Raw genomic sequence first — 26,303 nt, forward strand, 5'->3', positions numbered from 1 at the left:
GGTCTGCTACGTCTCTACTTCTCCCAGATCCTGCGGTAAGCCTCGCGGTATCCCTCCGAGTCCCAGGACAGTGCGCCGCCGCTGGTGGCGGCGGTGGTGACGTGGACGGGGGCGACGTAGCCGCTGGCCGGTTTGCCGGCGAAGGAACGGTTGAACTCGTCGATGATCTGCCAGCCCTGTTCGGACAGTGGTTCTGGCACGGTGGCGGCCTGGAACTCCTTGCCGTTGATGCGCTGGAAGGCCGAGGGGTCGCCGTCACCGGCCCCGATGTTGAACGGGGCGCCGTCGCCCTGCTTGCCTGCGGCACGCAGGGCGGGGCCCGCGTGGTCGAAGTACAGGTCGTTGATGGCGGCCGAATGGGTCCACCTGTCGCCGAAGCGGGAGGCCAGGGAGGAGACCCTCTTGGTGGTGAGGCTGCCCGCCTGCGGGATGGGTACGTTCTCGTAGCTCAGCAGTTTGACGCCGGAGCAGGTGGCGAGTTCCTTCTTGATCAGATCCGACTTGCGCTTGGCGAAGGGGATCGAGGCGTCGGTGAACAGGACGACGCCCGCGCGACCGTTGGACCGGGCGATGATCCAATCGGCGCTGATCTTCGCGACCTCCTCGACCCTGGTGGTGATGTTGCTGAACAGCTTCGGGTTCTCGCTGGGGCCGGGAGCTGCGACGGCGTGCCAGCCGATCAGCGGGATGCCGTCCGTGTTCGCCTGCTCGACCTGTGCGGGGGTGGAGGTGGGATCGAAACCGCCGATGACGATGCCGTCGGGTTTGAGGGCCAGGGCCTCCGCGAAGGCGGCCTTGATTCCGGCCGGCGTGCCCTGGCCGTTGAGGGTGCGGACGCGCCAGTCGATGATGCCGGCGGCTTCCTGGACGCCCTTCGCGACGCCCGCCACGCCGGGATTGGTCAGGGTCTGGGCGATGTAGACGATGGTCTTGCCGGGGACGGCTCGGGGCCCGCTGGTCGGCCCGGACCAGGGGGCGTTGACGTCCTCGGCCGTCTTGACGGCCCGCTTGGCCGCGGCCAGGGCGGTGGGGCAGCCGGGTCTGGACGAACCGCTGGGGGAGGCGGCGACGGATCCGCCGGTGGTGGAAGCGCTCTCGCATCCGGTGACGAGGGTGATGGTGGCCGAGGCCAGGAGAGCGGTGGCCGTCACGGCCGCCTTTCGGGTGGGGTGCACGGGGGCTCCAACATGGTGCGAGAGAGGCAAGGCTGGTGGGGAGGCGGGGCGTGGGTCTGCGACGGTTCCCGCGCGTGGCCGCTGTCGTGAGGATCAGACTCGCGACGGGAGGAGAGGCCCGCGAGGCCGGCGGGCGGCGATGCCCGGCGGTGGCCCGGGTGGCGCGGGGTGGCAGCGCGTGCCCGAGCGCCTCAGCGGGCGAAGCATTGCACTCGGGAGATACTTCGCAAACATTCCGTCATTGATTCTTTATGACCCAAACTTTGTCATGTCATGGTAAAAGCGATACTCTCGCCTGGCTGGTTCCGGACACCTGGCGCGATCTCTTCGTTCCTATCAGCGATGAGGGCCGCGAAAGTGTCACGTCCGGTGCCGGCCGGTCGGCGGTCCGTGAGCACGGCATCCCCGTCACCGCTCAGCAACACGTCGAAGGAGGCCCGGGTGTCCGCCACCACAGGGAACCCGCCGCACGCACCGGACCCGCCCAGGCATGCCCGCCGGACTCCGCGGTTTCGCCGCAAGGCGGCGACCGTTCTCGACCGGTGGCCCTTCCGGCGTAAGCTCAACGTCCTGGTGATCGCGCCCATCGCGGTCGTCGGCGTACTGCTCGGCGTCGGCGCCTACGGCCAGATACAGCAGGCCCGGGACGCCGACCGGATCGCGGACCTGGTGCGCGACAGTGAACAGGTCGCGCAGCTCATCAACGACGTACAGGCCGAACACCGGCAGGCGCTCCTGCTCTCCGTGCAGTACGACTCGGCCCGCCCCGGAGCCCCGCTGCCGCCGACCACCGACTACCGTCGGGCGCAGCGGAGCACCGACGCGCAGGCCGCCGCCGTGCGTTCGGCGTTCGCCTCCGGCCTGCCGCCTGAGGAGGCGAAGGCACTCGACTACATCCGCGGCCTCGGTGTCCTGCGCGAGAAGCTCGAACGGGGCTACGTCCCCGCCGCCAACATCGACCCGGCGTACGCCTCCGCGGTCGAGTACCTGATCGACGGCATCGGCCTGGGGCGCTACTCCGGCACCTCGTCGTCCTCGGTCGTGACGCTCCTGGACACGGTGCTGCGCGCCGACGCGTCCCACGCGGCCTTCGAGAGCGCCGTGTTCTCCGCCCAGACCAGGGACGCCAACGCCCTCACCGAGTACAGCCGGGCGGTCGGCGCTCGCAAGCTCTACGACCACCAGTTGGACCGGTTCGAGCGCATCGCCACACCGGCGCAGGTGCTGCGCATGGACGGCATGCGGCGCAGTGCCGAACAGCACGGTGTCGAAGCCCGGTTCGCGGAGCTCCAGATCGATCCCGGGGCCCTGCAGGGCCAGACGCCGACGCAGCTCCGCAAGGTGATCGCCGACGAGGCCCGGCAGTCCGAGGCCCGACTCGGCATCACCAGGTCGCTGATCGAGCAGACCGCCGCCCGGGCCGACGCCGTCTCCGCGGATGCCCTGCGGAACGCCGTCTACCTACTTGGTCTGACCCTGCTCGGCTTCGCCGCCTGGCTGACCTTCTGCGTCCTGATCCGGCGCTCGGTCGTGCGCCCGCTGGAGGCCCTGACCCGCTCCGCCCAGGAGGTGGTCGACGTGGCGGGTGAGGAACTCGCCCGGGTCTCCGACGACGAGTCCGCCGACAGCACCCCCCTGCGACCGCGGTCGATCCCGGTCCCGGTCCGTGACGAGATCGGCGAACTGGCCGAGGCGTTCAACCAGGTTCAGGTCACCGCCGCCCAGCTCCTGGAACGGCAGGTGCTCAGCCGGCGCAACGTCGCCGAGATGTTCGGCAACGTCGGCCGGCGGGTCAGCAACCTGACGACGCGTCAGCTCATGCTGATCGACGCCGTCGAACGCGAGGAGACCGACCCCGAACTGCTCGAACGGCTGTACAGCATCGACCACATCGCCGTACGCCTCCAGCGCAATGCCGACAGCCTGATGCTGCTCGCCGGAATCAGGGAGACCGGCGTCGAGGCCCGGCCGACCCCCCTGGCCAACGTCATCAGGGCGTCGCTCGGCCAGATCGAGGGCTACCAGCGGGTGTCTCTGCGGCCCGAGACGGAGGTCACCGTCGAGCCCGACATCGTCGGTGACCTGACCCTGATGCTCGCCGAACTGCTGGAGAACGCGGTCGCGTTCTCGCCCTCCCACACGCCCGTCGAGGTGGCCGTCCGCCCCGGGACCGACGTCACCGAGGACGGCGGGGCGCTGATCGAGGTCATCGACCACGGCCTCGGCATGAGCGCGGAGCGCCTCGCCGAGGAGAACGCCCGGCTCGTGCGCCGGGAACGGCTCGACCTCGTGCCGACCAGAGTGCTCGGCCTCTTCGCGGTCGGCAGTCTCGCCCGGCGGTGGGGCGTGCGCGTGTCGCTGAGCCGTACGCCGGGCGGCGGGGTCACCGCAACCGTCTGGATCCCCGCCTCGCTCCTGCTGACCATGAGTCCCGAGGGCCCCGAGAACGCGGAGCAGCCTGTGGACACGGGCCTGATGGGAGCCGTGGCGGCGTTCCCGGTGAGGACCGGGCAGGAGACCGCCGCGCCGGCGCCGTCGCGCGTACCGGTCTCCGGCACCGGTGTCACCGAGCGGTCGGCGGCCCCCTCGTCACACGACGCGCTTCCTCGGCGCATCCCGGCGCGCACCGCCGCAGGACCGGCCATGGCGGAACGGACCGTCGAGGACGCCGGCGGGGAGCCTTCGGCAACCTCGGGCGAACGGCGTGCCGCAGAGGACTCACGGCCGCTGCGGCGGCGGGTACGGGGCGCGACGCTCGCCACGACCTCTTCGCGGGCGGACCGGGGGGCGCCGACGGTGCGGCAGCCCGCCGACGCCGAGGCCGTCCGTTCGGAGCTCGACGAGTTCGAGGCAGCCGTACGCAGGGCAGAGCAGGACAGTGCTCACGCCCGGACGAGACCAGCACCATCGCACCATCAGCAATCCCAGAAGGAGTCCGGCAGTGACCACGTCGACAGATGACAGCAGTTCCGAGCGGCCGGAACCCACCGATCTGCGAGCCGCCGCGGCCGATTTCACCTGGCTCCTCGACCGGTTCGCCACGGAGACCGCCGGTGTGGTCGACGCCATCGCCGTGTCGTCCGACGGCCTGCTGATCGCCGTCTCCCAACTGCGTGAGCACGCCGACTCCGAGCGGCTCGCCGCGATCGTGTCCGGCCTGACGAGTCTCGCCGCGGGCGCCTCCGGCAACTATGGGCTCGGCGGCCTCAACAAGGTCATCATCGATCTGGAGGGCGGCCATGTGCTGGTGTCGGCCATCGGCTGCGGCGCCGTCCTCGGAGTGGTGACCTCCAAGGAGGCGAAGCTGGGCAACATCGCCTACGAGATGACTCTCTTCGCCAACCGGGCCGGGGCCGCACTTACCCCCCAGCTTGTGCTGGAGCTGAAGAACAGTGTCGGCGCGGCCCCGGCCGGCTGACCGTCCCCCGCACGGGGCACGGGTACAGGCACTTCGGAAAGGGATCGTGATGGCCGTCGGCGGACCACCACACGACGCAGCGGGGCACGCCGGGGGCTCGCCGGATCCGGCCGCCGACCGCGCTCCCGCGATCCGGCCGTTCCTGCTGACCGCAGGCCGGGTGTCGGGGGGCGGCGCGGCGTTGCCGCTCCCGGTCGAGACCCAGGTCGTGTCGACCTCGGCGGGGCTCTCCGTCCTGCACGCGCTCACCTTTGAGCATCACGACATCATCGCGGCCTGCCGGCGGCCGCAGTCGGTGGCGGAACTGGCCGTCGGGCTGCGACTGCACCTCAACGTGGTCCGTGTGCTGGCCGAGGACCTGCGTGCCGCAGGGCAGCTGGCGGTCCACCGGCCGAACGCGGGGACCGCCCAGGATCTCTCCGTACTGCGAAGGGTTATCGATGGTCTTCGTGCCGTCCCCGACTCAGGGGAGACGCTCCGTGACACCAGTTGAACAGCCGCCGACGCCGGTCAAACTGGTCATCGCCGGCGGCTTCGGCGTCGGCAAGACGACGACCGTGGGCTCGATCTCCGAGATACGGCCGCTCACCACGGAGGCCGCGATCACCGAGGTCGCGGCAGGAGTGGACGATCTCACGCACACTCCGGGCAAGACCACCACCACGGTCGCCATGGACTTCGGCTGCATCACCATCGACCCGACGCTCAAGCTGTACCTGTTCGGCACCCCCGGCCAGGACCGGTTCGGCTTCATGTGGGACGACCTGGTGGAGGGCGCCCTCGGCGGTCTGGTGATCGTGGACACCCGCCGACTGGACGACTGCTACGCGGCGGTGGACTACTTCGAGCACAAGGACGTCCCCTTCGCGGTCGCCGTCAACGCCTTCGACGGGGAGGTCGAGCATGACCTCGACGAGGTGCGGTGGGCACTGGACATCGCCGAGCACGTTCCGCTGGTCGTCTTCGACGCACGGAAGACGGGCTCGGTCCGCGATGCGCTGCTGGTCGTACTGGAAGTCGCCCTGGCCCGTGCCGAAGCTGCCGGGACACCCTGAGCGTGAACGCGCCCGGTGGAGTTGTGGACAGCGACCACGCACGCCACGGTTATCACCATGACGGTGACCTACCCGTCCTCTACTCCGCATCCCCGGACAAGCCCCCCCGGGTGGTTGACTCATCCCTGTCGGCTCAGGCTGTTAGTGACAGTGAGCAACCATGTGCGGATGCCGTCGAGGGCAATGGAGCGCACTGCGACGCAGGTCGGCCAGCACCGAATCAGCACGCCACGAACCCCGTGATGCCGGCCGTGACGATGCGTTTGAGGCTGGCGGGGGGAGGGGGAGCGGTGGGTGCGGAGAGCATGTGCGCCACTTCCTCGTGCGCGGTGGGGACGGATACTGTGAGCACAACGTGCAGGTCAGGGCCACATGTGGTGGGACTACATAGTTCGCGAGTGGGGTGTGCGTGCTTGCCCCTATGCCAGTGCTTGAAGGATCACCCTGGGGGCGTGGTAGACGGGCCCTGTCTGCGATAGATGATCGGAGGGACCCGGCTCGGCCCGGCCCCTTGCTTCTGCCCCACGCGTGCAGGGCAGGGCAGGAACGTGACCAGCCTGAAGTCGTCCTGTACAGGCTGACCCTCGCTACCTCGGGGCCTGGGCAGGCAGTTCCCGGGAGCGGTGCAGGAATCCGGCCCGAGCAGCCGACCCGCCGCACGACGGCACGCCCCGGTGCGAAATACTCTTCCGATGAGTCCCCGCACTTCCCCGATCAGCCATCCGATCACGATACGGAGGGCCGTTGCGCGGGATGCCAAACGGCTCACGCGGCTCGTGCGTGGCTCAGGCGCCTACGCGGGTGAGTACGCAGCCGCAGTCGCGGGCTACCGGGTCGGGCCTGATTACATCGAGGCCCACCGCGCCTTTGTGGCCGTCGGTGCCGACGAGCATGGAGGCCGGGTCCTCGGGTTCTACTCGCTCGTTCTCGCTCCACCGGAGCTCGACCTGCTGTTCGTCGCCGACGAAGCGCAAGGACGGGGTATTGGACGGCTGCTCGTCGCGCACATGCAGTCCGAGGCCCGTGCCGCTGGGCTCGATCGTGTCAAGGTCGTGTCGCATGTTCCCGCCGAGGGCTTCTACCACCGCGCAGGTGCAGTGCGGATCGGGACCGTGCTCGCGAACCCGCCCGCCGTGCCGTGGGACCGTCCCGAATTCGAGTTTCGCGTTTCTTCGCAATGACGCGGTGTGCCGGTTCGCAGGGCACCCGGCTCGCCTGCATGGTGGCCGGCATGCAGAGCCGCTGGACGCGACGCGCCGTAATTTCCGTCGCCATGTCGGTGACGAGGCGTCCCCACTCGGGCAACCGGTCCGGCTCGTACCGAGAAGCGGGCATCGAAACCGCCACCGCCGCGAGCGGCGTGCCGTCCGTGTCCAGGATTGCTGGGCGGCCGCGATGACCTCGCGGCCGCCCATCGAGTCGCCGGGAGGCGCGGCTTCACCGGCGTGCACGGAGCCGTGCCTCGCGCGGTGGGCGGATGAACTGCAGTTCCAGTGTGGCCGGGGGCCTCGCCGTCCCGGGGCCGCCATGTCTGGACGGGCACGGCGGCAGCCGTCGTTCTCGCATTGCCCGTGCTGGTAGCGATGGCCCCGGCGGTGCTGCTCGCCAACACGGCGCACCTGCCGCGTGCCGGGTAACGGGCGGCCAGCCCCTTTGCCGCGGCGCCGCTTCTGCGGAGACCGCGTGGGCAAAGGGGCCGATCGGCATCCTTGCTGTTACTGCTGGGCGCCGGCCCGTCGGCGTACTGCGTAGGCGGCACCGCCCGCCACGATCAGGACCGCGGCGCCGATGCCGATCCATGCACCGATCGAGAGGCCGCCGTCGTCCTCCTTCGCCTCGGCCCGGGCCGCCGGAGAGGACTCCGGCTCGGTCTCCGTGGGAGTGGGGGAGGGCGACGCCGGCCGGCTCTCGCTCGGGGACGGGCTGGCGGGCTTCGCGCCGGGTGCGGCTGCTTTGAGTTCGAGGACCGGGGCTTCGTTGCCGTGGCCGTCGCCGCTGGGCTCACTCAGTTCGATCCAGCGGTCGATCCGTCCGTCGCTGTAGGTCTGCAACGTCTTGAACGCCAGTTCCTTCGCGTCGGGCAGCTGCTTGACGACGACCGAGTGCTCGGCGTCCTCGCCGGTCTTCACGGCCGGGCCCTTGATGACGTAACCGTCGTCGCGGGCCGTGAACTTCCAGCCCTCGGGGCCCTTGTCGTAGGCCACGTCTGCGGGTGCGATGCCCTTGGGCAGGACCACGCGCAGCTCGGTGATCCCCGCGTCGGCGGATTCCGACTCGGCGACGAAGGTCAGCTTGACGTTCTCGGCGAGGGCTTGGGCGTTGTCGGCCTCGACCTCCACATGGGCGGCAGCCGGGCCGGCGGTGAGGAGGACGGCGCCGGTGGTCGCGGCGGTCAGCAGGGCCAGGCGCCGGGCGGTGCCGTGCTTCTTCATGGCATGGAACATGGGGGTCTCCAGGCAGGGACGAGCGCGGGACGGCCGGTCGGGCATCCCGCAGAGGTCATACGGCGAGAGAGGTTCCTGCCCGGGGCGGTCCCCTGCGTACCAGCACGTCTGCGAGCACTGCCTTCTTCAGAGGCGGCCCTTGCGGCCACGCCCCGATGACCGCAGGCAACCGGTACCGCGCGGGTGCAAGGCGTTTCCTCAGCAGCGTCCGGACCGTGGCCATCCGGGCGCGGACCGCGTCGACCGCGGCCGTCGTGCCCCGTGCCAGTGACCAGCACACGGTGTCCGCCTGGTGCAGCAGCACAGCGACCAGCACCGCCGAAGCCGCATGCACGGCGGTCATCGCGAGCGAGCCGTGCAGCCGCTCGTGCCAGGCCGTGTGAGCGTCCGTCCCGTGATGGGCGTGCGCGGGCACGGCCATAGCCGGGGCAGAGTGCGCGTGTGCCGTCGCCAGCCACAGGTGCAGCGCAGACTGCGCCGCACCGCACACCGCCACCACGGACATCAGAGAACGGGGACGCCGGGCTCCGGCCAGTCCCACGGCGAAGAGCACGGCGGCAGCGGCCGCGCTCTGCCGCCAGGGCGCCGGTCCTTCGGCGACCAGATGGTGCGCGGACACCCCGAGCACCGTGCCGACGAAGGCGAACACAGCGGCCCGGAACACGGGCAGTGGCGCGCGATACGTCGTACTCGGCTCGGTCATGGCACGTCCATCATCAGGCATGACCGGGCGTGGGCGGGGATGGGATCCCCAAAGAGACGGCTCGTCCGGATTGCCGCTTGCCTGGCTGACCCTTGGTGCCATGTCAGCCGAGGGCCGCCACCCCGGCCACCGCAAGACCGGGGACGGCGCAGACGCCGAGGACGCGCAGGACGCTCCACTTCAGTGCGAAGACCATGACCAGGGCGGCGCAGGTGATGGCCAAGGCGGTGGGCCGCACGGTGGACAGGTCGGGGAGCTGGAGGTGCAGCGGCCCCTAGGTACGGTCGTCGACCGTCGCGAACCAGGTGTGGAGCGGGAAGTAGACGGCGAGATCGGCGATGACGCCGACAACGGCCGCCGTGATGCCCGTCAGCGCGGCGGACACAGACCGGTTCCCGTGCAGGCGCTCGATGTAGGGGCCCTGGCGTGGTCTCCGCCAGAGCGAGGCCGCGGACCATCTCGCCCGCGCCGAGCCAGCCGTAGTGCTGGACCGCCTGCTGGGCGACGTAGGCCGGGACGGCGTAGGCGCCGCCGAAGGTGACCAGGGCGGTGCCGGAGAAGAACAGGCCCTGGGTGGTGAAGACACTTCCGGGACCTGTGAAGACCGCCACTGCGGCGAGCGGCGCGCCCCACAACAGCAGGCCGAGCCCGAGGATGCGCAACGCCCGATGACGGCTGGGGCGTTCGGCGTGCAACGCGTCGTCGGCGATCAGTGGTGGTGGGCCGTTGGCGGTGTGCGCGGTGGCCGGGCGCAGGGTCTGCGGGGCGAGGCGGGCCAGCAGCCAGCCGATGAGCGCGGCCACCGCAACCACCAGCGGGAAGGGGACGACGAACAGGGCGAGCGCGGCGAAGGATGCGACTGCGAGCGCGATGAGGGCGGGGTGGGTCAGGGACCGTCGGCCCACCCGCCACACCACTTGGGCGACGATGACGACCACGGCCGGGGCTAGCCCGGCGAACAGCACGGTGACGGCGGCGGTCGTACCGAACGCGACGTACAGCGCCGACAGCGCAAGCAGGGCGACGACGCCAGGCAGGACGAAGAGGGTGCCCGCGGCCAGGCCGCCACGAGTACCGTTGAGCAACCAACCGACATGGGTGGCGAGTTGGTGGGCCTCAGGACCCGGCAGCAGCATGCAGTAGCTCAGGGCGTGGTTGAACCGCTGCTGGCCGGTGCCGCGCCGGTCCACTTCGCCGACGGCGCCGAACCCGTGCAGCAAGCGCCCCGTGCCGCTTGGCCCACACCACCCGTCACAGAGGTGTCGGATGCGGACTGAGATCGGTCGGCGCTGTCAGGGCAGCCGGACCAGGTTCAGCCGGTAGTCCTCCACCTGGGGAAGCCGTTGGGTGGCGAGGCCTCTGAGCATCTCCTGGACAGGGGCCGGGAGTTCGTCGTACATCGGAGCAGGAAGGCTGCTGAACGTGCAGGAGGCCAGTACTTCGACTCCCGGTCGCCACTCGGCGAGTTGTAGTGGATCGGCGCAGCTCCACTGCATCCGGGCGTTGACCTTGCCCAGCGCGTCGGGCTGGTCCTGGGTGTGGAAGTGGCCGGGGCCGGAGGTGTCGAGGGCCAGCAGGGAGCCGGGGAAGCGGTCGGCGAGCAGGCCAATGACGTTCCGGACGTCCATCTCGTGGAGGTAGGGCAGGACGGCTTCGACGGCGAAAAGGTAGGGGCCGCCGGAGTGTGCGGCGACGGTGTCCGCCCATGCCTCGTCCGTCACCGATGCGGCGATCATCGTGCGGCGCGGGGTGTCGGTGAAGAAGTCGCGGCGCAGCTCGATCACGTCGGGCAGGTCGAGGTCGAACCAGCGGGCCCTGCCGTTGTCGGCGCGTTCGTAACGGGTGTTCAGGCCGGCGCCGACCTCCACCACAGTTCCGGCGGGATGTTCGGCGAGGAAGTCCGCCACCCAGCGGTCGAACAGGCTCGTGCGCAGGACGGTGCCGAGCAGCATCGGCAGGCCGTCGAAGCGGGCGAAGTCGTAGTCGATCGCCGCGACGAGCCTCTCGGCGACGGGGTCGCGAAGGACCGCTTCCTGCTTGCGGTTCTCCACCGCCCGGCCGTAGAGCGGGATGAGCAGGGTTTCCTGGATCGTGCCCAGAAGTACGTCGCGCTCGGTCATGACCGCCTCCACAGTCCTGCGTGTATGCGACGACGCTATATGGAAATGGGATCCATTAACAGGAGTCCTCTGGCGCCCGCCGCTCCCGCGCAGTGGTGATGCCGGTGGCGACGAGCAGCCCGAACGGCACCCGCCGGGTGGCGTCGCGCAGTGCTTCGAGGACGCGGCTGTCCGCCGCGCCGCAACCGCCCTCGGCCCGGCAGACCGTGGCGGTGAAACCCTCGGCGGCCTGCCGGGCGGCGGCGTGATGCGGCCCCCGGGTCATGCCACGGCCGTCCCGGTCAGGATCCGGGCGTCGAGATCCGTCACCGACGCCGCCTCCAACGCTGCGGTGAAGTGGGCGCGGACGCGTTCCACCGCGGCGGGCGCCAGCCCGTCGAGCAGGGCGCGCGTACCGCTGCCCACCGCCAGGTCCCAGGCGGTCGCGGGGGTCAGCGGCACGGCGAGGTCCCGGCGTACGACCCGGGGGCTGCGCAGGCCGAGGCTCTCCAGCCAGGGGGCGAGCGCGTCGGCGGTGTCGATCCGGCCCAGTTGGGCCGACTGCGACGATCCCGGCCACTCGCGTTCCGTCTCGACCGCGCTCTTGAAGGCCTGCCCCCAGCCGCCGAGCGCCCCCTTCTCCCATACGGTCACCGCGAGTCGCCCACCCGGCCGCAGGAGCCCTGCGAGCTTGGCGGTGTCACGGTCCATGTCGGGGAAGAAGAACACGCCCAGCGCGCACTGCACCAGGTCGTAACCGCCGTCCGCCGCCACCCACTCCGTCACGTCGTGCTCGTGGAAACGCAGGTTCGCCAGGCCCTCCTGTCCTGCGCGCCGCTCGCCGAGCGCCACGAGGGCCCCGGCCAGGTCCACCGCGTCGACCAGCCCGTCGCGGTCGACCGCACGGGCTGCCGGCAGTGCAGACGCTCCGGCACCACAGCAGGCGTCGAGCACTCGCTCGCCACGGCCCGGAGCCGACACCTCCACCGTGGCCTGCCCGACCTGGTCCCACAGCAGGGGCGACCAGCGGTGGAACTCCTCGGCCCCGGCGCTGAACACCTCGCCGATGGTGGCCTGTTGTGCGGTCACGTCAACTCCCATGCGCAGCGAAACGGTTTTCGTTGTCGACAAGCTACTTGCTGTGGCTCTCCGGTGAACACCCTCGGACGGTGAGAGCGTGACTGGCGCCGACCGCCCCACCCCGCCCTGTTGGTGATGGGTTGTCACCGGCCTACGGGATCTCCCTGGGCGCCGTCGTGCCGCGTGCGCAGCATCGCGTGGCCGCCGTGGTGCAAGGAAGTGCCCAGCTTCAAGTGGGCCGCTTCGCAGGCCGTTCGGGCGTCGAAGACGTGAACCTCGCCGTGGCCGCCACGGGTCACGGCGACCCAGTCCGTGCCGGGGGAGGCGGCTACCGCGCGGCGCTGGACGCCCTCCCAGGGGGTGCCACCGCGGCGGGGGGCGCCGTCCATGGCGGGGAGGGGGGTGCGGCGTACGGCTGCGTCGGCGTCCAGCAGGATCAGTTCGTCGCCGTCGGGATGGATGCGGGTGAACGCGGTGTGGTCCTTGGCGAGGGCCAGCCGGAAGACCAGTCCGGGGCCGAGTTCCGTAACGGTCGTACGGTCCGTTTGCAGGTCGTGGCACCATGCTTGATTCGTCCACTCCGGCCATCGCAGTGGGTCCGGGGGGCCGCCCCGCAGGGTCGACCACAGGCTCCGTCGTCGAGGGTCGAGACGCAGGTACCAGCCCCGGGCGGGTGAACCCCACGGGATCATCGGCTCCGGAACGAGTGCGTCGCCCTCGCGGCGAGCCCGGCGCACCCCCTCGCCCGTGGCCGCGAACACGCGACCGGTGTACGGGTCTTGGGCATCGCCGTGCCCGTCGTCCGGCAGGGGGAGGTGGGCGTGGGGCGTGACCGCTGGGCAGCCCGGCGGTGCGTCGAGCAGGTCGGCGAACCGGTGAACGGCCAGCGCGCCGGGTTCCCGGTGCCGCAGGACGGCCAAGGGGGTGTCGCCGCCCAGTACCGTCACCCCCGGCTCGCCCATGCGCGTCCGCACCCGGGCCGCGTCTCCCGTGGCCAGGTCGACGACCGTGAGCAGATCCGACCACGGTTCGCCGTTCTTGCCCAGGCCTGTCGTGACGGCTGCCCACCGGCCGGAAGGGTCACAGGCGAGGTGCTCGGCCGGCACGGCGACCGGAACAGCGGCCTCGACCAGCTCACGGCCGAAGGGGTCGAGAACCAGCAGCTCGCCCCTGCGGTCGTCGACGCACGCCGCCCGCCCCCTCGGCAGTGCCAGAAAGCCGGCGTGCTCCGAAAGGTGACGTCGGGTGAGGCGGTGCACCTCGACGCCGTCCGGCATGGTCAGTACGTGGACGGATCCCCCGACATGGTCGGAGACGAGCAGCAGCGGGGCGTCGTGCATCAAGAGCCTCCAGCGCGAGAAAAGGGGTCTGATGAAAACGATTATCATGTATGGTCGACGCGTTCCGGAGCCATGAGAAGAAGCGAGGGCATCGATGCTGCGCTCACCGTCGAAATCCGTCCGCAGTTGGATCACCGCAGCCGTAGTGGGGTCCGTACTGGTCGGATGCGGAGCGTCCACCGAACCCGCGGGCGACGATGCCGCCGCGGCCGGTACGAAGACCGACGTCACCGTGGAACCCATCAAGTCGACAAGGCAGTTGACCGACGCGAAAGGCTTCAAGGTCTCCCTGAAGAAGGAACCGCAGCGCATCGTCTGCCTGTTCGCGCTCTGCGACGACATCCTGACCGAGCTGGGCATCGTCCCCACGGCCACGAACAGTGCCCTCCTCGCCCATCCGGACTTCCTGGGGGAGGAGAAGGCGAAGAAGGCCGACATCATCCCCGGCGGTTTCATCGCTCCCGAGGTGGAGGCGATCCTCTCCCACAAGCCCGATCTCGTGATCGGTCTGGAGGACACGCACGGCAAGCTCGCCCCGGCCCTGAAGGACGCCACCACGTTCTGGCCCATGCAGCCCGAGACGTGGCAGGACAGCGTGGGGTACCTGCGTGATGTCGCCGCGCTCACCGGACGCGCCGCACAGGGAGAGAAGGCCGAGAAGACCTTCCGCACCAAGCTCGCCGAGGCCGAGAAGAACAAGAGCGACAAGACCGCGCTCGTCATCTATGGCAGCGACGAGAACTTCGGTGTCGCCACCCCGGGGACGGACGTGGCCGCCGGGCTGTTCCCGAAGATCGCCGACTACCCCTGGAAGTCCCGTGGCGTCGAGGGGAGTTACAGCCTCGAAGAGATCCTCGCCCGCGACGTGGACGTGCTGTTCGTGGAGACGATCGCCTTCGGCGAGGCCGACGGCAAGCTGTCGGAGAAGCTGGCGAAGAACCCGCTGTGGGAGAAGATCCCGGCCGTCAAGAACGGAAACGTCCACGAGGTGAACTCCGAGGTGTGGGCCAAGGGGCGCGGCACCCGCTCGCTGGGCATCGTCCTCGACGAGGCCACGGCCGCCCTGCGGTGAGCGCACGCACCGCGACAGAAAGCGCGGTAGGTGCGACGGCCACGGGCAGGCGATTCTCGCGACCCGGCACGATGTGGCAACTTGCCGTGCTCCTCGGGCTGTTGGCCGCGGCGTCCGCCTGCGCGCTGAGCCTGGGCACGCCGTACGTCCCGCTGCACCGGCTGCCTGGTGCACTGCTGGACGCGGACGCCACGCTCGCCGGAGTCGTCGTCACCGAACTCCGTGTGCCCCGGCTGGTGCTGGCGCTGGTCGCCGGTGCCTGCCTGGGCGCGGCAGGGCTCGTGCTGCAGGAGGCGCTGCGCAATCCCCTGGCGGTCCCCGAGATGCTTGGCGTGTCCTCCGGGGCCGCGCTCGGAGTGGCCGCGCCACTGGTGCTGGCCGTGTCCATCCCCGCCGCCGTCCAGCCGCTGCTGGCCATCGGCGGGGCAGCACTCGGCGGTGCGCTCACGCTGCTCGCCGCCGGACTGGGGCGCAGCCCGTCCGCCGTGCTGCTCACCGGGGCCGCGGTCGCCGCCGCGTTGCAGGCCGCGCTGCTCGTGCTGATGGTGATGGCCGACCAGCTCGACCTCCAGCTGATCTACCGCTACCTGCTCGGCTCGCTCTCCGCCCGTACCTGGGACGACGTCACCGGCCTGTGGCCCTGGCTGCTGGTCGCCATGCCCGCGCTGGTGCTGTGCGCGCCGGTGCTGTCGGTGCTGCGGCTGGGGGACGAGGACGCCGAGGCGCTGGGGGTGCGCGCGCAGCGGGCACGGTTCGCCGCACTGGCCATCGCCATTGTGCTGATCGCGCCGGTGACGGCCGTGTGCGGGCCCGTGGCGTGGGTCGGCTTCCTCGCCCCGCACTTGGCGCGACGGCTGAACCCGGCGGTCGACGCGGTGCGTTGGCTGCCGTGGTCGGCGGCATGGGGTGCCGTCGTGGTGGCCGTCGCCGATCTGCCGGCCCGGCTCGCGCTGGCGCCCGTGGAGACGCCGGCCGGTGCTTGGACGGCCCTCTTCGGCGTGCCCGTCGGCGTCGCCCTGCTCCGGTCGGGCAAGCGGAGGCCGACGGCGCGGCGAGGGCCGGCGGCGGGTCCTGAGGCATCCGCGTCGTCGGGTGCGGAGCAGCGGGGGAGTGGTCCCGAAGTCGTGTCGACCGAAGTGGGGGAGTCCCGGTGAGCCGGCGTTTCGCGGTGTTCGCCGCGCTCGTCCTCGTGTGCGTCTGCGGCGAGTTGGCGGCTGGGCGGGGCATGTCCCCGGCCGTGGTCTGGGATGTCCTCGGTGGGGGCGGCGACGCGACGGAACAACACATCCTGTTCCAGCTCCGCCTGCCCCGGCTGCTGGTGGCTCTGGGCGCGGGGGCGTGCCTGGGCGTGGCGGGTCTGGTCCTCCAGTCCGCCCTGCGCAACCCCCTCGCCGGGCCCGAGGTCACCGGCGTCACGCCGGGCGCCGTACTCGGGGCCGTCACCGCGAGCGGCCTAGGGTTCGCGGGGTGGGAATCGCCCCTCGCCGTCGTGGTGTCCGCGTGCGTGGGCGGCTTCGTCGGGGCCGGTCTGCTCTGGCTGCTCGCCGGGCGTGGCCGGGGCGACCCCGCGCAGACGGCCGTGCACGGGGTGCTCGTCTCGGCGGTGCTCGGCGGGCTCACGGCCATGGTGCTGCTCGTGGCGCCGGGTGAGCTGGGCAGTGTGGTCCAGTGGCTCGTCGGCACGACCGAGGGCCGTGTGTGGCAGCACTGGCACCTGCTGTGGCCGTGGGCGCTCGCCTGGGGTGCCGTGGCGTGGCTGCTGGCCGGGCCGCTGACCCTGCTGCGCTGCGGCGATGACATCGCCGGTGCCGCCGGGCTGTCCGCCGCGCGGGCGCGGACCCTCGCCCTGGTGTGCGCTGTGGCGCTGACGGCGGGGGCGGTGGCCGCGGTGGGGGCGCTGGGTTTCGTGGGGCTGCTCGTGCCGCACCTCGCGCTGGCCGTGTTCGGTGCGGATCTGCGGGTGACGCTGCCCGGTGCCGCCCTCGTGGGTGCGGCCGTGGTGTGCGGTGCGGACGCGGCGGCGCAGTCGGTCTCGCAGCTGCTGGCGGTCGCGATGGATTCCGGGCGGCTCACGCTCCCGGTCGGGGCGCTCACCGCGTGCGTGGGTGCCGGGTTGCTGTTGGTCGTCGTACGCCGTACGCCGAGCCGAACGTTCTGATGTCGACGAAGGACAGAGCATGACCGAACCCGTGGGGATCCGTGTCGATGGAGTCCACTTCGGCTACCCCGGCCGACCCGTGCTGCGCGGAGTCGACGTGACCGTCGAACCGGGCGAACTCACCGCCCTCATCGGCCTCAACGGCTGTGGCAAGTCAACCCTCTTGCGGCTGGCCGCCGGGCTTCTGCAACCGGACGAGGGGCGCGTGCTGCTGGGCGGTGACGACCTGGCCCGGCTCACCCGGCGCTCCACCGCCCGGCGGGTCGCGCTGCTGCACCAGTCGGCCCCGGCCGTCCCCGGCATGACCGTCCGGCACCTCGTGCGGCAGGGGCGGTACGCGGCGCGCGGGCCCCTCGGCATGCTGCGCGAGGGCGACGACCCCGTCGTACGACGTGCGTTGCGCGACGTCGGCGTGGAACAGTGGGCCGAGCGGGACGTCGACGCCCTGTCCGGGGGCGAGCGGCAGCGGGTGCGGCTCGCCATGGCGCTCGCCCAGGACACCCGCGTCCTGCTGCTCGATGAGCCGACCACCTACCTGGACCTGCACCACCAGCTCGACGTGATGCAGACCGTGGTCCGGCTGCGCGAGGAGCGGGGCCTCACCGTGGTGTTGGTGCTTCACGACCTGGCTCACGCCGCCCGGTTCGCCGAGCGGATCGTCGCCCTGCGGGACGGCCGCGTGGTCGCCGACGGGACGCCGAAGGAGGTCGTCACGCCCGGGCTGCTGGCGGATGTGCTCAAGGTGGCGGGGCGGGTCGGCCGTGACCCCGAGGGCGGCTGGCCGGTGTGTTATCCGGATCACCCCCTCTCAGGGGTAGAATATGAAAATCATATTCATTAGAGTCTCTCCTGTGGCGCTCAACAGAACGCCGCACCTCCCTTGCGATGAAGGAGAGTTCATGGACAACGAGCAGGTCTTCGCGCCCATCGTCGACCCGGGTCAGCTGGCTCACGACTCGGCCTCCCACTCCAACGCGCTCGTCGAGAACCCCTTCGACGACACCGAGGAGTAAGCGAGATCCAGCGAGGGTCAAGACCCTCGATCGTGGGCCCGCCCGTCATCTGGCGGGCGGGCCCACGCCCTGCCAAGGCCCTTTCCCGACAGGAGGACTGAGTGTCGCGCAGCCAGCTCGCATCCGGTGTCGAGGTCGTCGCCGTACCCGGGCGGGGGCTCACCGTCCGCACGGCCGACGGGGAGTTCCTCAGCGTACGGACGGGCGACGCCGACGAGGAGGCCCTCCTCTCCCGGCTCTCCGGCTCGGCCGCCGACGAGCCGGATGCCGAACTCGACCGGATTCTGGGGGCCTTCGAGAGTGCCGGATACCTGGCCGACGGGTTGCGGCGCACGCCCTGGCCCGTCGAGCGCCGGGACATCCGGCTGCTGGGTGATGCCGGGCTGACCGAGCCGCTGGCGGAGCTTCTCCGCGCCTCGGGCGCCGACCCCCGGCCCGCCGCTCCCGACGACCTGGCCGATTCTCTGGCCAGGGAAGAGCCCGCAGCCGTCGTGTGGTGCCTCGACGGCCCCGTTCCCGAGGGGCTGTGGGATGCGGCCGACCGGCTGCCGGAGCGCGGCATCGCCTGGCTGCGCTGTCACCGGGAGGGCTGGCAGGCGTACGTGGAGCCGCTCGCGGCCGCTGCCGGTGACGTCACCTCGGCGCACGTCCGTGCCCGTCGGCTCGCCGCCACGCCCGCGCACCGTGAGCTGGCCGCCTACTGGAACGGGCCTCGCACGTCCGGCACGCCAGCCGACCTCACGGCCCCCGCGGCCGGGTTGCTCGCCGCCCTGCTCGCCGACGATCTCGCCCGGTGGGCCACCGACGCCCCCGACACCGGTGGGCTGCCCGCCCGGCGTCGGCTCCGGTGCGTCGACCTGCGCACGCTGACCGTCAGCGAGCACCCCGTCCTGCCCGTCCCCGACGTCGCCCCGATGCCGGGGAAGACCGGATGACGCTGGTCACCGTGGTCGTCGTGGGCCTTGCCACCGACGCCCGACTCCCGGACGGGGACGGGCCCTTCCCGGCCGTCCTCATCCGCACGCCCTACGACCGGCGCCGCCACCACGCCGAGCTGCGCGGGTGGGCCCGGCGCGGGTTCGCCGCCCTGGTCCAGGACGTACGCGGCCGGCACGCGTCGCCGGGGGAGTGGCACCCGTACGAGAACGAGGCCGCCGACGGAGCGGCGACCGTCCGCTGGATGCGTCAGCAGCCCTGGAGCGACGGGCGCCTCGTGGCGGTCGGCGCCTCCTACGCCGCTCACTGCGCACTCGTCCTCGCGCTCGACGCGCCCGAGGATTCCCGCCCCGACGCCGTCATCGCCGCGGTACCCGCCCTGGGCATCGCCGAGACGGCTCGCGAACCCTCGGGCGCCGAACGGCTGTTGGCCCGTGCCGGGTGGTGGGCGGCCCACGGCGACCGGCACGACTCCGACGAGGACGCCCTGGCGAAGGCCCTCGCCGCAGAGCCCGACCTGCTGGCCCACCTGCCGCTGAGCGACCTCCCCCGGCGGCTCGGCCGGAACCTTCCCTCCTGGCCGGGCCTGTGGCGGCACCGCGAGCGCGGCCGGCTCTGCTCCCGCGCGGAGCGTGCCGGTGTGCCCCTGCTCGCGGTGGGCGGCCACCACGACCACTTCACCGAGGACACCGTCACGCTGTGGCGCGGCTGGGGTGGGCCCTCGGCGCGGCTGCTGATGGGCCCGTGGGGTCACCGCCTCGTCGCCGGGCCCGGCCCCGACGCCTGGCCGGCACACCGGATCGGCCTCGGCGAGCTGTACACGCGCTGGGCCCACCTCGCCCTCACCGGGAACCTCGAGCCCGGGCACCGCGGCTCGGTCGGGCTGGGCGGCAGCCCCCTGTGGCTGCCCGTGGGTGCGGAGGGCGAGCCACGCACTCAGCGCCTGCGACCGCTGGACGGAGCCACCTTCACAGCCGACCCCGAACGCCCCGTGTCTTCCGAGGAGTTGACCATTCCCGCAGACGGCGGCACTCCTGACCGCTGCCTGCTCGTCACCCCGCCGCTGCCGCGCCCGCTCGACGTCCTCGGCACCGCGGAGGTGGCCCTGAGCGCCACTGCCGACACGCCGTCGGCCGACTGGGTCGCCCGGCTCGTCGCGATCAGCCCCACAGGGGCGGCCGAACGGCTCGCCGTCGGCACCGTCCGGCGTGAGGGCCCCCCGGGGCAGGCCGCAGAGATCACCGTGGCGCTCGGCCGGCTCGCACGACGGCTGCCCGCGGGCACCCGGCTCCGCCTGGAGATCGCCGGGCACCACTTCCCCGCCCACGCCCGCAACCCCCACACCGGCGACGACCCGGTCACGGCCACCCGGCTGCTCGCCTCCCGGCGAGAGGTCGACCCCGGGACTGTGGCGCTCCGCCTGCCCGTGCTCCGCACCCGCCCCGCCCCCACCGACCCCGTACAGGAGATCCTGCGATGACGGCGCTGCCGCTGGAAGCCCTGGTCGACCCTGTCTGCGGCATCGTCCGCAAGGTCAAGCCCGTCGAGCACCCCGTAGGCGCGCCACCCCGCTACACCGCGCTCACCGCGGAGATAGCCGACGCCCGCAGGCTCGGCCTGTGGCCCGCCGACCGGGTGTCGCTCGGCACCACCTTCGGTGACCCCGAGGGTGCCCGGATCGCGGCCATAGCGGAAGGAATCGAGCGGTACTGCGGCAACCGCGTAGCGCCGCCCGGCCACCCCGACGCCCCGCTGCGCGCCACCGCCGCCGAGCTGACCGGGAAGGGCCTGCGGCTGTACGGACCGGGCGAGCTGCCGACGTACGCCGACTGGCAGTACGCCCGCGAGAAGTTCCCCTACCGCCCCCTCACGCCCGACACCCCGTCCCTGTGGACGCGCGGCGAGGAACGGCTGCCCGGCGGGGAGCGGGCCGAGGTCTGGGCACCCGTCGCGCTCACGCACCTGAACTGGCGTCAGGGAGAGCTGCGTTCACTGCCCCGAACCCATCACCTGAACTACGCGGGGATCGCCACCGGACAGGGCCTGGACGACGCGATCGAGCGCGGACTGCTGGAGATCGTCGAACGCGACGCCCTCGAACTGTGGTGGCACCTCGACGGCCCGGCCCGCGGCATCGACCCGGCCAGCGTGCCCGGCCTCACCGACGACCTCGCCGGATCCGGGCTCGACGTCCACCTCGTCGAGATGCCCTCGGAGTTCGCCCCCTGCATGGCCGCGCTCGTCCACGACCCCCGGCTCGGCCTCTACGCCGCCGGGTTCGCGTGCAAGTACGACCCGGCCGAGGCCGCCCGCAAGGCCGTGCTCGAGGCCGTCCACACCTGGGTCTTCACCCAGGGCCTGACCGACCCCGACGGCTGGGTGTTCCAGGCCGTCGAAGCCGGACTGCTCGCCCGAGGCCTCTACCTGGACCACCGCGAGGACCGCCGCTACCTCGACGCGTGCGGCGAACACTTCGAGCACGTACGGGATCTGGGCGCACACGTCCAGGTCTGGCTGGACGAACGGATGGCCCCCGAGGCCAGGAGATTCACCGAGCCCGCGCACGGCGTCGTGCCCGTCGAAGCGGTCGAGCCCGGCAGCCGGGACCGGCTGGAGCGCGCCCTCCACGACGGCGGCCACCGCATCATGACGTTCGACCTCACCACCGAGGACGTGGCCGAGACACCGCTGCGCGTCGCCCGGGTCCTCGTCTCCGGTCTCATTCCGAACGCCCCGGCCGCCTTCGGCTACTTCGGCAGCCCGCGCCTCGCCGACATCGCCACCGGCCGAGGCTGGCGTACGACCGCGCCGAGCGCGCCGGAGGACTTCACCCTGGCTCCTCCACCTCACATGTGAGGGCGGCCTCGTGGATCTCGTCACCGCGCTCGCCCGCGCCCGTTCCCCCGAGAAGCCCGGACCGGACACGCCCGCCGGGCCCGCCGTCCACCCGTGGCCGGGACGGCCGCGCTCCCTCCCGGAGGGATGCCCGGGGGAGCTCGACCTGGGTCGGCTGCTCCGCCTCTCCCTGGCGGCCTCGGACGGTGCCGGACGGCTGCGGCCCGCCCCGTCCGCGGGCGCACTGCACCCGGTGGACACACGGCTCGTCGTGGGCACCGGATGCTCGCTGCCGCCCGGGCGTTACGGATACGACCCGTTGCGCCACCGTGTGCACCGCCTCGGCCCGGAGCCCGACGGCGCGCCGCCCGGGGCGACCGTCGAACTGTCCGCCACCCCGCAGCGCACGGTCTCTCACTACGGCCACCGTGCCTGGCCGTTGATCTTGCTGGACACCGGGCACGCCGCCGGGGCGCTGTGGCTCGCGGGATGCGCGCTGGGTGGGGCACCGGCGACGGTAGGCCTTGACGGGGGCGGTCTCGTCAGGGGCGACGAAGCCCCCCTCGCTGCTCTGCACTTCGCGCGGTCCGACGAGGCGCGAGGGGTTCCGGTCGCCCGAGGCCCGCGCCAAGTTCTCCTGGCCGAGGGGGCGGGCGGGGTCCCCCGGCCCGAGAGGGCACACCAGGGCCCCTCACCAGACGCGAGACACCAGGCCGTGGACGTGCCCATGCCCGGCGAGCTGCTGGCCCGCCGCAGCGCCCGGCCACCCCTGCGGGGCACCCCGCCCAGGGACGCCCTGCGTGCGGTGCTCGCCACGGCCCACGAAGCGAGCGCCGGCGCGGTCGCCTGGTGCGCGGCCGTCGGCGAACCTGAGCCCGAACTCGTCGGGTTGGCGCCCGACGGCACCCTGCGACGTCTTGCCGTGGGGGAGGCTCGGCCGACGCTCGCCACCTGGGCCGCCGGTCAGGCGTGGATCGCGGACACGGGCGCCGTCCTGCTGGGCTACGGCTGTCCGGCGGACGCCGATGCCCCGCTGATCCGCCGGACACACCTGCGCGCGGGCTTCGCCGTCCACCTGGCCCATGTGGCAGCAGCCCGACACGGCCTGTACGGCCGCCCCGTCGGTTCCTGGCAGCAGGCCGACCTCGGCGCCGCCCTGGGCACCCCGCCGGGCCGCGACTGGATCATCCACGGCCTTGCCCTCGGCACCACCCACTCCGAAGAAGGGTCCTTGTGATCGTTCACCCCGAGCTGCGCCGCGCCGCACATCACGCACGGCGCCCTCTGCTCGTCGCCACCCTCCTGCAAGGGGCCGTCACCGTCACCCACCTCGGCCAGGCCGTGCTGCTGGCCGCCGCCCTCGCCGACGTGGCCCAGGGCGACACCGACCGGCTCTCGCTGCTGCTCGGCGCGGTGCTCGGCGTCGTCGCCGCCCGTGCGGGGCTCGGCTACCACCAGCGTCGTACCGCCACCCGCGCCGGGGCACAGGTCAGGGTGCACCTGCGGGACGAACTCCTCGCTCACCTCGGACGGCTCGGGCCCGCGCACCTGACCACCGCGCGTGCCGGAGCGGTTCGCACCACCCTCGTCGATGGGGTCGAAGGCGTGGACGCCTACGTCTCCCGCTACCTGCCCCAGCTCCTCATCACCCTTACCGTGCCGCCCCTGCTGCTCGTCGCCCTGGCCGCGGTCGAACTGGTATCCCTCCTTGGTCTTGTGCCCGCGCTGCTGCTCGCCCTGTTCGGGCCGCGCGCCTGGGACCGGCTCCTCGCCAAGCGCGGCAAGGAACACTGGGACACCTACGAGGGACTGGGCGCCGACTACCTCGAAGCACTGCAAGGCATGCCCGCGCTGCGGGCCGCGGGTGCCGTCGGGCGCACCCGGGAGCGCCTCGAGGCACGGTCGGCGGCGCTGCACCGGGCCACAGTCGCCAAGCTGCGTGTGTCGCTCGTCGACACCGGACTCACCGACCTGGCCATCCAGGGCGGTACGGTGGCCGCCGCGCTGCTCGCCTGCTGGTCGGCCGTCACCGGATCCACCACGGCGACCGGCACGTACCTGGTGCTGCTCCTGGCCTCCGAGTGCTTCCGGCCCGTCCGTGACCTGTCCCGCGAGTGGCACGCCGGATACCTGGGCGTGTCGGCCGCGGACGGCCTCCGGGCACTGCGCACCGCCGAACCGGCGGTGCCCGACACAGGAAGGGCACGAGCACATTGGCCCTGCCCGCCCCAAGTACGCTTCGAGAACGCTGAATTCAGTTACGAGGGCGCCCAGACGCCCGCGCTCCGCAACGTCACCTTCACTGCCGAGGCAGGACGCACCACCGCGATCGTCGGCCCTTCGGGCGCCGGCAAGTCCACCCTGCTCGCCCTGCTCCTGCGCCACCGCGACCCGCAGCGGGGACGGGTCGCCGTCGACGGCCGCGACGTGACCGAGTACGCGCTCGACTCGCTGCGCCAGGGCATCGCGGTCGTCTCTCAGGAGACCTACCTCTTCCACGCCACCATCGCCGACAACCTGCGCCTGGCACGGCCCGACGCCACGGACGACGACCTCATACGCGCGGCACGGACCGCCGGCATCCACGACGAGATCGACGCCCTCCCCGACGGCTACGCCACCGTCCTCGGCGAACGCGGCGCCACCCTGTCCGGCGGGCAGCGCCAGCGACTCGCCCTCGCCCGGGCCCTGCTGGCCGACGCCCCGGTGCTCGTCCTCGACGAGGCAACGAGCGCGGTCGACGAACGCCGCGAGGCAGACATAGTGCGCGAACTGCTGGACGCCGCGGGCGACCGGACCATCCTGGTCGTCGCCCACCGGCTCGCCGCCGTCCGGCACGCCGACCGCATCGTCGTCCTCGACGGCGGACGCGTGGACGCCGTCGGCGACCACACAGCCCTCGTCGAGGCCGGAGGCGTCTACGCCGAGCTCGTCAAGGCGGGCCACACCTACGAAGGAGGGCTCGCCGCATGAGCACCACCACCGACGCGGGCGCCGATGTCACCGCCGGCGGCACCGCCGACGCGACCGAGCCCGCGCGGGGCTCGCTGCGCGCCCTGCTGCCCGCCCTCGCCGGGCACCGCGCCATGATGACCCGCACCTGTGCCGCAGCACTCATCGAACAGGGCTCCCTGGTCGCGCTGTTGACGCTCGCCGCGCACACCGTCGGAACCGCCGTCATCGAGGACCGCGCCCCCTCGGCGCTCACGGTCACCGCTCTCGTCGCCCTCGTCCTCGTACGAGCCTTGACGACCTGGCGCGAGATGGACCTGTCCCACGACCTGGCCTACCGGGTTCTGGCCGAACTGCGCGTACGGGTCTTCGACGGGCTCGCCCGCAGCGCACCCGCCCGCGTGGCCGGCCGCCGCAGCGGGGACCTCGCCGCCACCGCCATGGCCGACGTGGAGGCGCTGGAGTTCTTCTACGCCCACACCACCGCACAACTCCTCGCATCCGGCGTGGTGTTCACCGGCGGAGCCGCGGCACTGGCCACGGTGGAGCCATGGTTGCTCGTCGCGGTGCTGCCGGTCGCCGCACTGCTCGCCGTCGCACCCTTCGCCGACGCGCGCGGGCGCGCCACGCGCGGGGCCCGCACCAGGACGGCCTCCACGAAGCTCTCGGCCGACACCGTGGAGGCCGTCGACGGGCTGCGTGAACTGCTCGCCTTCGGCGGGCTGACCGAGCGGCGCGGCCGTCTCGCCGAACAGGGCCGAAGGGTGGGTGACGCACAGCGGGCGGAGGCCACCTGGGAAGCCATGGCCGCCGCCGTCCGCGACGCCCTCATCGTGCTCGCTGTCCTCGGCGTGGTCGCCGCCGCCGCGCAGTCCGTTACCTCCGGGCGGCTGCACGGGGCATGGGCGCCGGCGGCCATGGCGCTCGCCCTGTCCGTGCTGGGACCGGTCGCCGAGTCGGCCAGGGCACTGAGCCAGGCTGTCGGCCTGCGCTCCGCGGCCGCCCGCGTCCACGCGGCCCTGAAGGCCCCCGCTCTCGCCCCGCCGCCCGCCTCACCCCGCCCGCTCCCTCCGGGCCCGCTGGGCATCCGGCTGCACGGCGTGAACTTCGACTACGGGGAACGACGTGTGCTGGACGGAGTCGAGCTGACGGTCCCCGCAGGGCAGACCCTCGCCCTGGTCGGGGCCTCCGGCGCCGGCAAGTCGACCTGCGCCCACCTGCTGGCCCGCTTCTGGGACCCGTCGGAGGGTGCGGTCCACCTGGTTCCCGGCGACGGCCACCTCGTCGACCTTCGCGACCTGGCCGACGCCGACCTGCGCCTTGCCGTTGCCGTCGTGGGTCAGGACACCCCCCTCTTCCACGGCACGCTCGCCGAGAACCTTCGCCTCGCGGCACCGGACGCGGACGACGAACTGCTGGCCGAAACGGCCCGGCTGTGCGGGGTCGACCAGATCGCCCCCATGGACTCCCTCGTCGGGGAGCGCGGCACCACCCTCTCCGGTGGCCAGCGTGCCAGGATCGCTCTCGCCCGTGCGTTGTTGGCCCAGCCCCGGATCCTCGTGCTGGACGAGACCACCGCGCATCTGGACAACGCCGGCGACGCCCAACTCGCCACCGCGGTCGCCCGGGGCGACCGCACCACCGTGGTCATCGCCCACCGCCCCGCCACCATCCGCCGCGCCGACCGCATCGCCGTCCTCGAAGCCGGCCGGATCGTGGAGGAGGGCACCTGGGACGACCTCACCGCCCGCACCGACGGCGCACTCAACCGTGTGCTGGCCGTCCCGCCGTCCTGAACTCGGCAGCAAGGCGGCGGCCAGGGTGACTGTCAGGGCCGGTGAGACGGGAGCGGGGTCGGCACGTACTCACCGACCTTGCGGTGTTTGAGCCGCTGTACTGGCAGGTGGTTCGGTTGACCTGTTCGGTGATGCGGTAGACGTCGTCGGCGACGATGTTGTTGAGATTGACCGCGAACGCCTCACCGTTGCGCATGCCGCATCCGCTCATCGGGTCGGCGACCAGC

At 72.3% G+C, this 26,303-nt stretch carries 23 protein-coding genes and 2 pseudogenes; 16 read left to right on the forward strand and 9 right to left on the reverse strand.

Annotated features, from left to right (window positions below):
- Positions 1-14 precede the first annotated feature (14 nt).
- Positions 15-1,175 carry a substrate-binding domain-containing protein gene (locus QC385_RS36560; RefSeq protein ID WP_279545695.1) on the reverse strand — a complete coding sequence of 387 codons (1,161 nt, stop codon included), beginning with the start codon at positions 1,173-1,175 and terminating at the stop codon, positions 15-17.
- 441 nt (positions 1,176-1,616) lie between these two features.
- On the opposite strand from QC385_RS36560, the gene QC385_RS36565 reads away from it, so the two are divergent.
- The 5 genes from QC385_RS36565 (at position 1,617) to QC385_RS36585 (ending at position 6,829) form a co-directional block, all read left to right on the forward strand.
- Positions 1,617-4,136 (forward strand): ATP-binding protein, encoded by a 2,520-nt coding sequence (locus tag QC385_RS36565; protein ID WP_279545696.1) that lies wholly within the window; start codon positions 1,617-1,619, stop codon positions 4,134-4,136.
- Positions 4,117-4,593, forward strand: coding sequence for a roadblock/LC7 domain-containing protein (locus QC385_RS36570; protein ID WP_279545697.1), 477 nt, complete (start codon positions 4,117-4,119; stop codon positions 4,591-4,593). The genes QC385_RS36565 and QC385_RS36570 overlap by 20 nt, the downstream gene beginning before the upstream one ends.
- A gap of 49 nt (positions 4,594-4,642) precedes the next feature.
- Positions 4,643-5,086: a DUF742 domain-containing protein gene (locus tag QC385_RS36575; protein ID WP_279545698.1), complete on the forward strand. Its 444-nt coding sequence runs from the start codon at positions 4,643-4,645 to the stop codon at positions 5,084-5,086.
- A complete protein-coding gene (locus QC385_RS36580; RefSeq protein WP_279545699.1) occupies positions 5,034-5,648 on the forward strand; it encodes a GTP-binding protein in 615 nt (204 codons plus the stop codon). The genes QC385_RS36575 and QC385_RS36580 overlap by 53 nt, the downstream gene beginning before the upstream one ends.
- Positions 5,649-6,340: 692 nt before the next feature.
- Positions 6,341-6,829, forward strand: coding sequence for a GNAT family N-acetyltransferase (locus QC385_RS36585; protein WP_279545700.1), 489 nt, complete (start codon positions 6,341-6,343; stop codon positions 6,827-6,829).
- Between the two features lie 256 nt (positions 6,830-7,085).
- Here QC385_RS36585 and QC385_RS36590 read toward each other — a convergent pair.
- The 8 genes and pseudogenes from QC385_RS36590 to QC385_RS36625 form a co-directional block, all read right to left on the reverse strand.
- A pseudogene (locus tag QC385_RS36590) lies at positions 7,086-7,175 on the reverse strand ((2Fe-2S) ferredoxin domain-containing protein); the annotation flags it as partial.
- A 188-nt stretch (positions 7,176-7,363) separates the two neighbouring features.
- On the reverse strand, positions 7,364-8,092 hold the full coding sequence (locus QC385_RS36595; RefSeq protein ID WP_279545701.1) for a DUF1775 domain-containing protein: 729 nt from the start codon (positions 8,090-8,092) through the stop codon (positions 7,364-7,366).
- A 55-nt stretch (positions 8,093-8,147) separates the two neighbouring features.
- Positions 8,148-8,795 carry a hypothetical protein gene (locus QC385_RS36600; protein WP_279545702.1) on the reverse strand — a complete coding sequence of 216 codons (648 nt, stop codon included), beginning with the start codon at positions 8,793-8,795 and terminating at the stop codon, positions 8,148-8,150.
- 473 nt (positions 8,796-9,268) lie between these two features.
- Positions 9,269-9,931 (reverse strand): annotated as a pseudogene (locus QC385_RS44380) (chromate transporter); the annotation flags it as partial.
- A gap of 156 nt (positions 9,932-10,087) precedes the next feature.
- Positions 10,088-10,915 carry a class I SAM-dependent methyltransferase gene (locus QC385_RS36610; protein WP_279545704.1) on the reverse strand — a complete coding sequence of 276 codons (828 nt, stop codon included), beginning with the start codon at positions 10,913-10,915 and terminating at the stop codon, positions 10,088-10,090.
- A 55-nt stretch (positions 10,916-10,970) separates the two neighbouring features.
- Positions 10,971-11,180, reverse strand: a complete 210-nt coding sequence (locus tag QC385_RS36615) for a hypothetical protein (RefSeq protein WP_279545705.1) — start codon at positions 11,178-11,180, stop codon at positions 10,971-10,973.
- Positions 11,177-11,983 (reverse strand): class I SAM-dependent methyltransferase, encoded by an 807-nt coding sequence (locus QC385_RS36620; RefSeq protein WP_279545706.1) that lies wholly within the window; start codon positions 11,981-11,983, stop codon positions 11,177-11,179. The genes QC385_RS36615 and QC385_RS36620 overlap by 4 nt, the downstream gene beginning before the upstream one ends.
- A 134-nt stretch (positions 11,984-12,117) precedes the next feature.
- Positions 12,118-13,314, reverse strand: a complete 1,197-nt coding sequence (locus tag QC385_RS36625; protein ID WP_279545707.1) for a hypothetical protein — start codon at positions 13,312-13,314, stop codon at positions 12,118-12,120.
- A gap of 94 nt (positions 13,315-13,408) precedes the next feature.
- Between QC385_RS36625 and QC385_RS36630 the strand changes: the two genes are divergently transcribed.
- The 11 genes from QC385_RS36630 (at position 13,409) to QC385_RS36680 (ending at position 26,076) form a co-directional block, all read left to right on the forward strand.
- A complete protein-coding gene (locus tag QC385_RS36630; RefSeq protein WP_279545709.1) occupies positions 13,409-14,386 on the forward strand; it encodes an ABC transporter substrate-binding protein in 978 nt (325 codons plus the stop codon).
- A 71-nt stretch (positions 14,387-14,457) separates the two neighbouring features.
- The gene (locus QC385_RS36635) at positions 14,458-15,540 is read left to right on the forward strand and encodes a FecCD family ABC transporter permease (protein WP_279545710.1); all 1,083 of its coding nucleotides are present in this window, start codon (positions 14,458-14,460) and stop codon (positions 15,538-15,540) included.
- A complete protein-coding gene (locus tag QC385_RS36640; RefSeq protein WP_279545711.1) occupies positions 15,537-16,544 on the forward strand; it encodes a FecCD family ABC transporter permease in 1,008 nt (335 codons plus the stop codon). The genes QC385_RS36635 and QC385_RS36640 overlap by 4 nt, the downstream gene beginning before the upstream one ends.
- A 19-nt stretch (positions 16,545-16,563) precedes the next feature.
- Positions 16,564-17,385 carry an ABC transporter ATP-binding protein gene (locus QC385_RS36645; RefSeq protein WP_279545712.1) on the forward strand — a complete coding sequence of 274 codons (822 nt, stop codon included), beginning with the start codon at positions 16,564-16,566 and terminating at the stop codon, positions 17,383-17,385.
- 58 nt (positions 17,386-17,443) lie between these two features.
- Positions 17,444-17,557 carry a streptamidine family RiPP gene (amiA, locus tag QC385_RS36650; protein WP_279545713.1) on the forward strand — a complete coding sequence of 38 codons (114 nt, stop codon included), beginning with the start codon at positions 17,444-17,446 and terminating at the stop codon, positions 17,555-17,557.
- 101 nt (positions 17,558-17,658) lie between these two features.
- Entirely contained in the window at positions 17,659-18,492 is an 834-nt protein-coding gene (locus QC385_RS36655) for a hypothetical protein (RefSeq protein WP_279545714.1), read from the forward strand.
- On the forward strand, positions 18,489-19,973 hold the full coding sequence (locus tag QC385_RS36660) for a CocE/NonD family hydrolase (protein ID WP_279545715.1): 1,485 nt from the start codon (positions 18,489-18,491) through the stop codon (positions 19,971-19,973). The genes QC385_RS36655 and QC385_RS36660 overlap by 4 nt, the downstream gene beginning before the upstream one ends.
- On the forward strand, positions 19,970-21,349 hold the full coding sequence (locus QC385_RS36665) for a YcaO-like family protein (protein WP_279545716.1): 1,380 nt from the start codon (positions 19,970-19,972) through the stop codon (positions 21,347-21,349). Before QC385_RS36660 ends, QC385_RS36665 begins: the two co-directional genes overlap by 4 nt.
- 10 nt (positions 21,350-21,359) lie before the next feature.
- On the forward strand, positions 21,360-22,565 hold the full coding sequence (locus QC385_RS36670) for a SagB/ThcOx family dehydrogenase (RefSeq protein WP_279545717.1): 1,206 nt from the start codon (positions 21,360-21,362) through the stop codon (positions 22,563-22,565).
- Positions 22,562-24,301 carry an ABC transporter ATP-binding protein/permease gene (locus QC385_RS36675; RefSeq protein ID WP_279545718.1) on the forward strand — a complete coding sequence of 580 codons (1,740 nt, stop codon included), beginning with the start codon at positions 22,562-22,564 and terminating at the stop codon, positions 24,299-24,301. The genes QC385_RS36670 and QC385_RS36675 overlap by 4 nt, the downstream gene beginning before the upstream one ends.
- Positions 24,298-26,076 (forward strand): ABC transporter ATP-binding protein, encoded by a 1,779-nt coding sequence (locus QC385_RS36680; RefSeq protein ID WP_279545719.1) that lies wholly within the window; start codon positions 24,298-24,300, stop codon positions 26,074-26,076. Before QC385_RS36675 ends, QC385_RS36680 begins: the two co-directional genes overlap by 4 nt.
- The last annotated feature ends 227 nt before the right edge of the window (positions 26,077-26,303 follow it).

It is taken from the genome of Streptomyces sp. DH10 (assembly GCF_029813805.1).
Lineage (GTDB): Bacteria > Actinomycetota > Actinomycetes > Streptomycetales > Streptomycetaceae > Streptomyces > Streptomyces coeruleofuscus.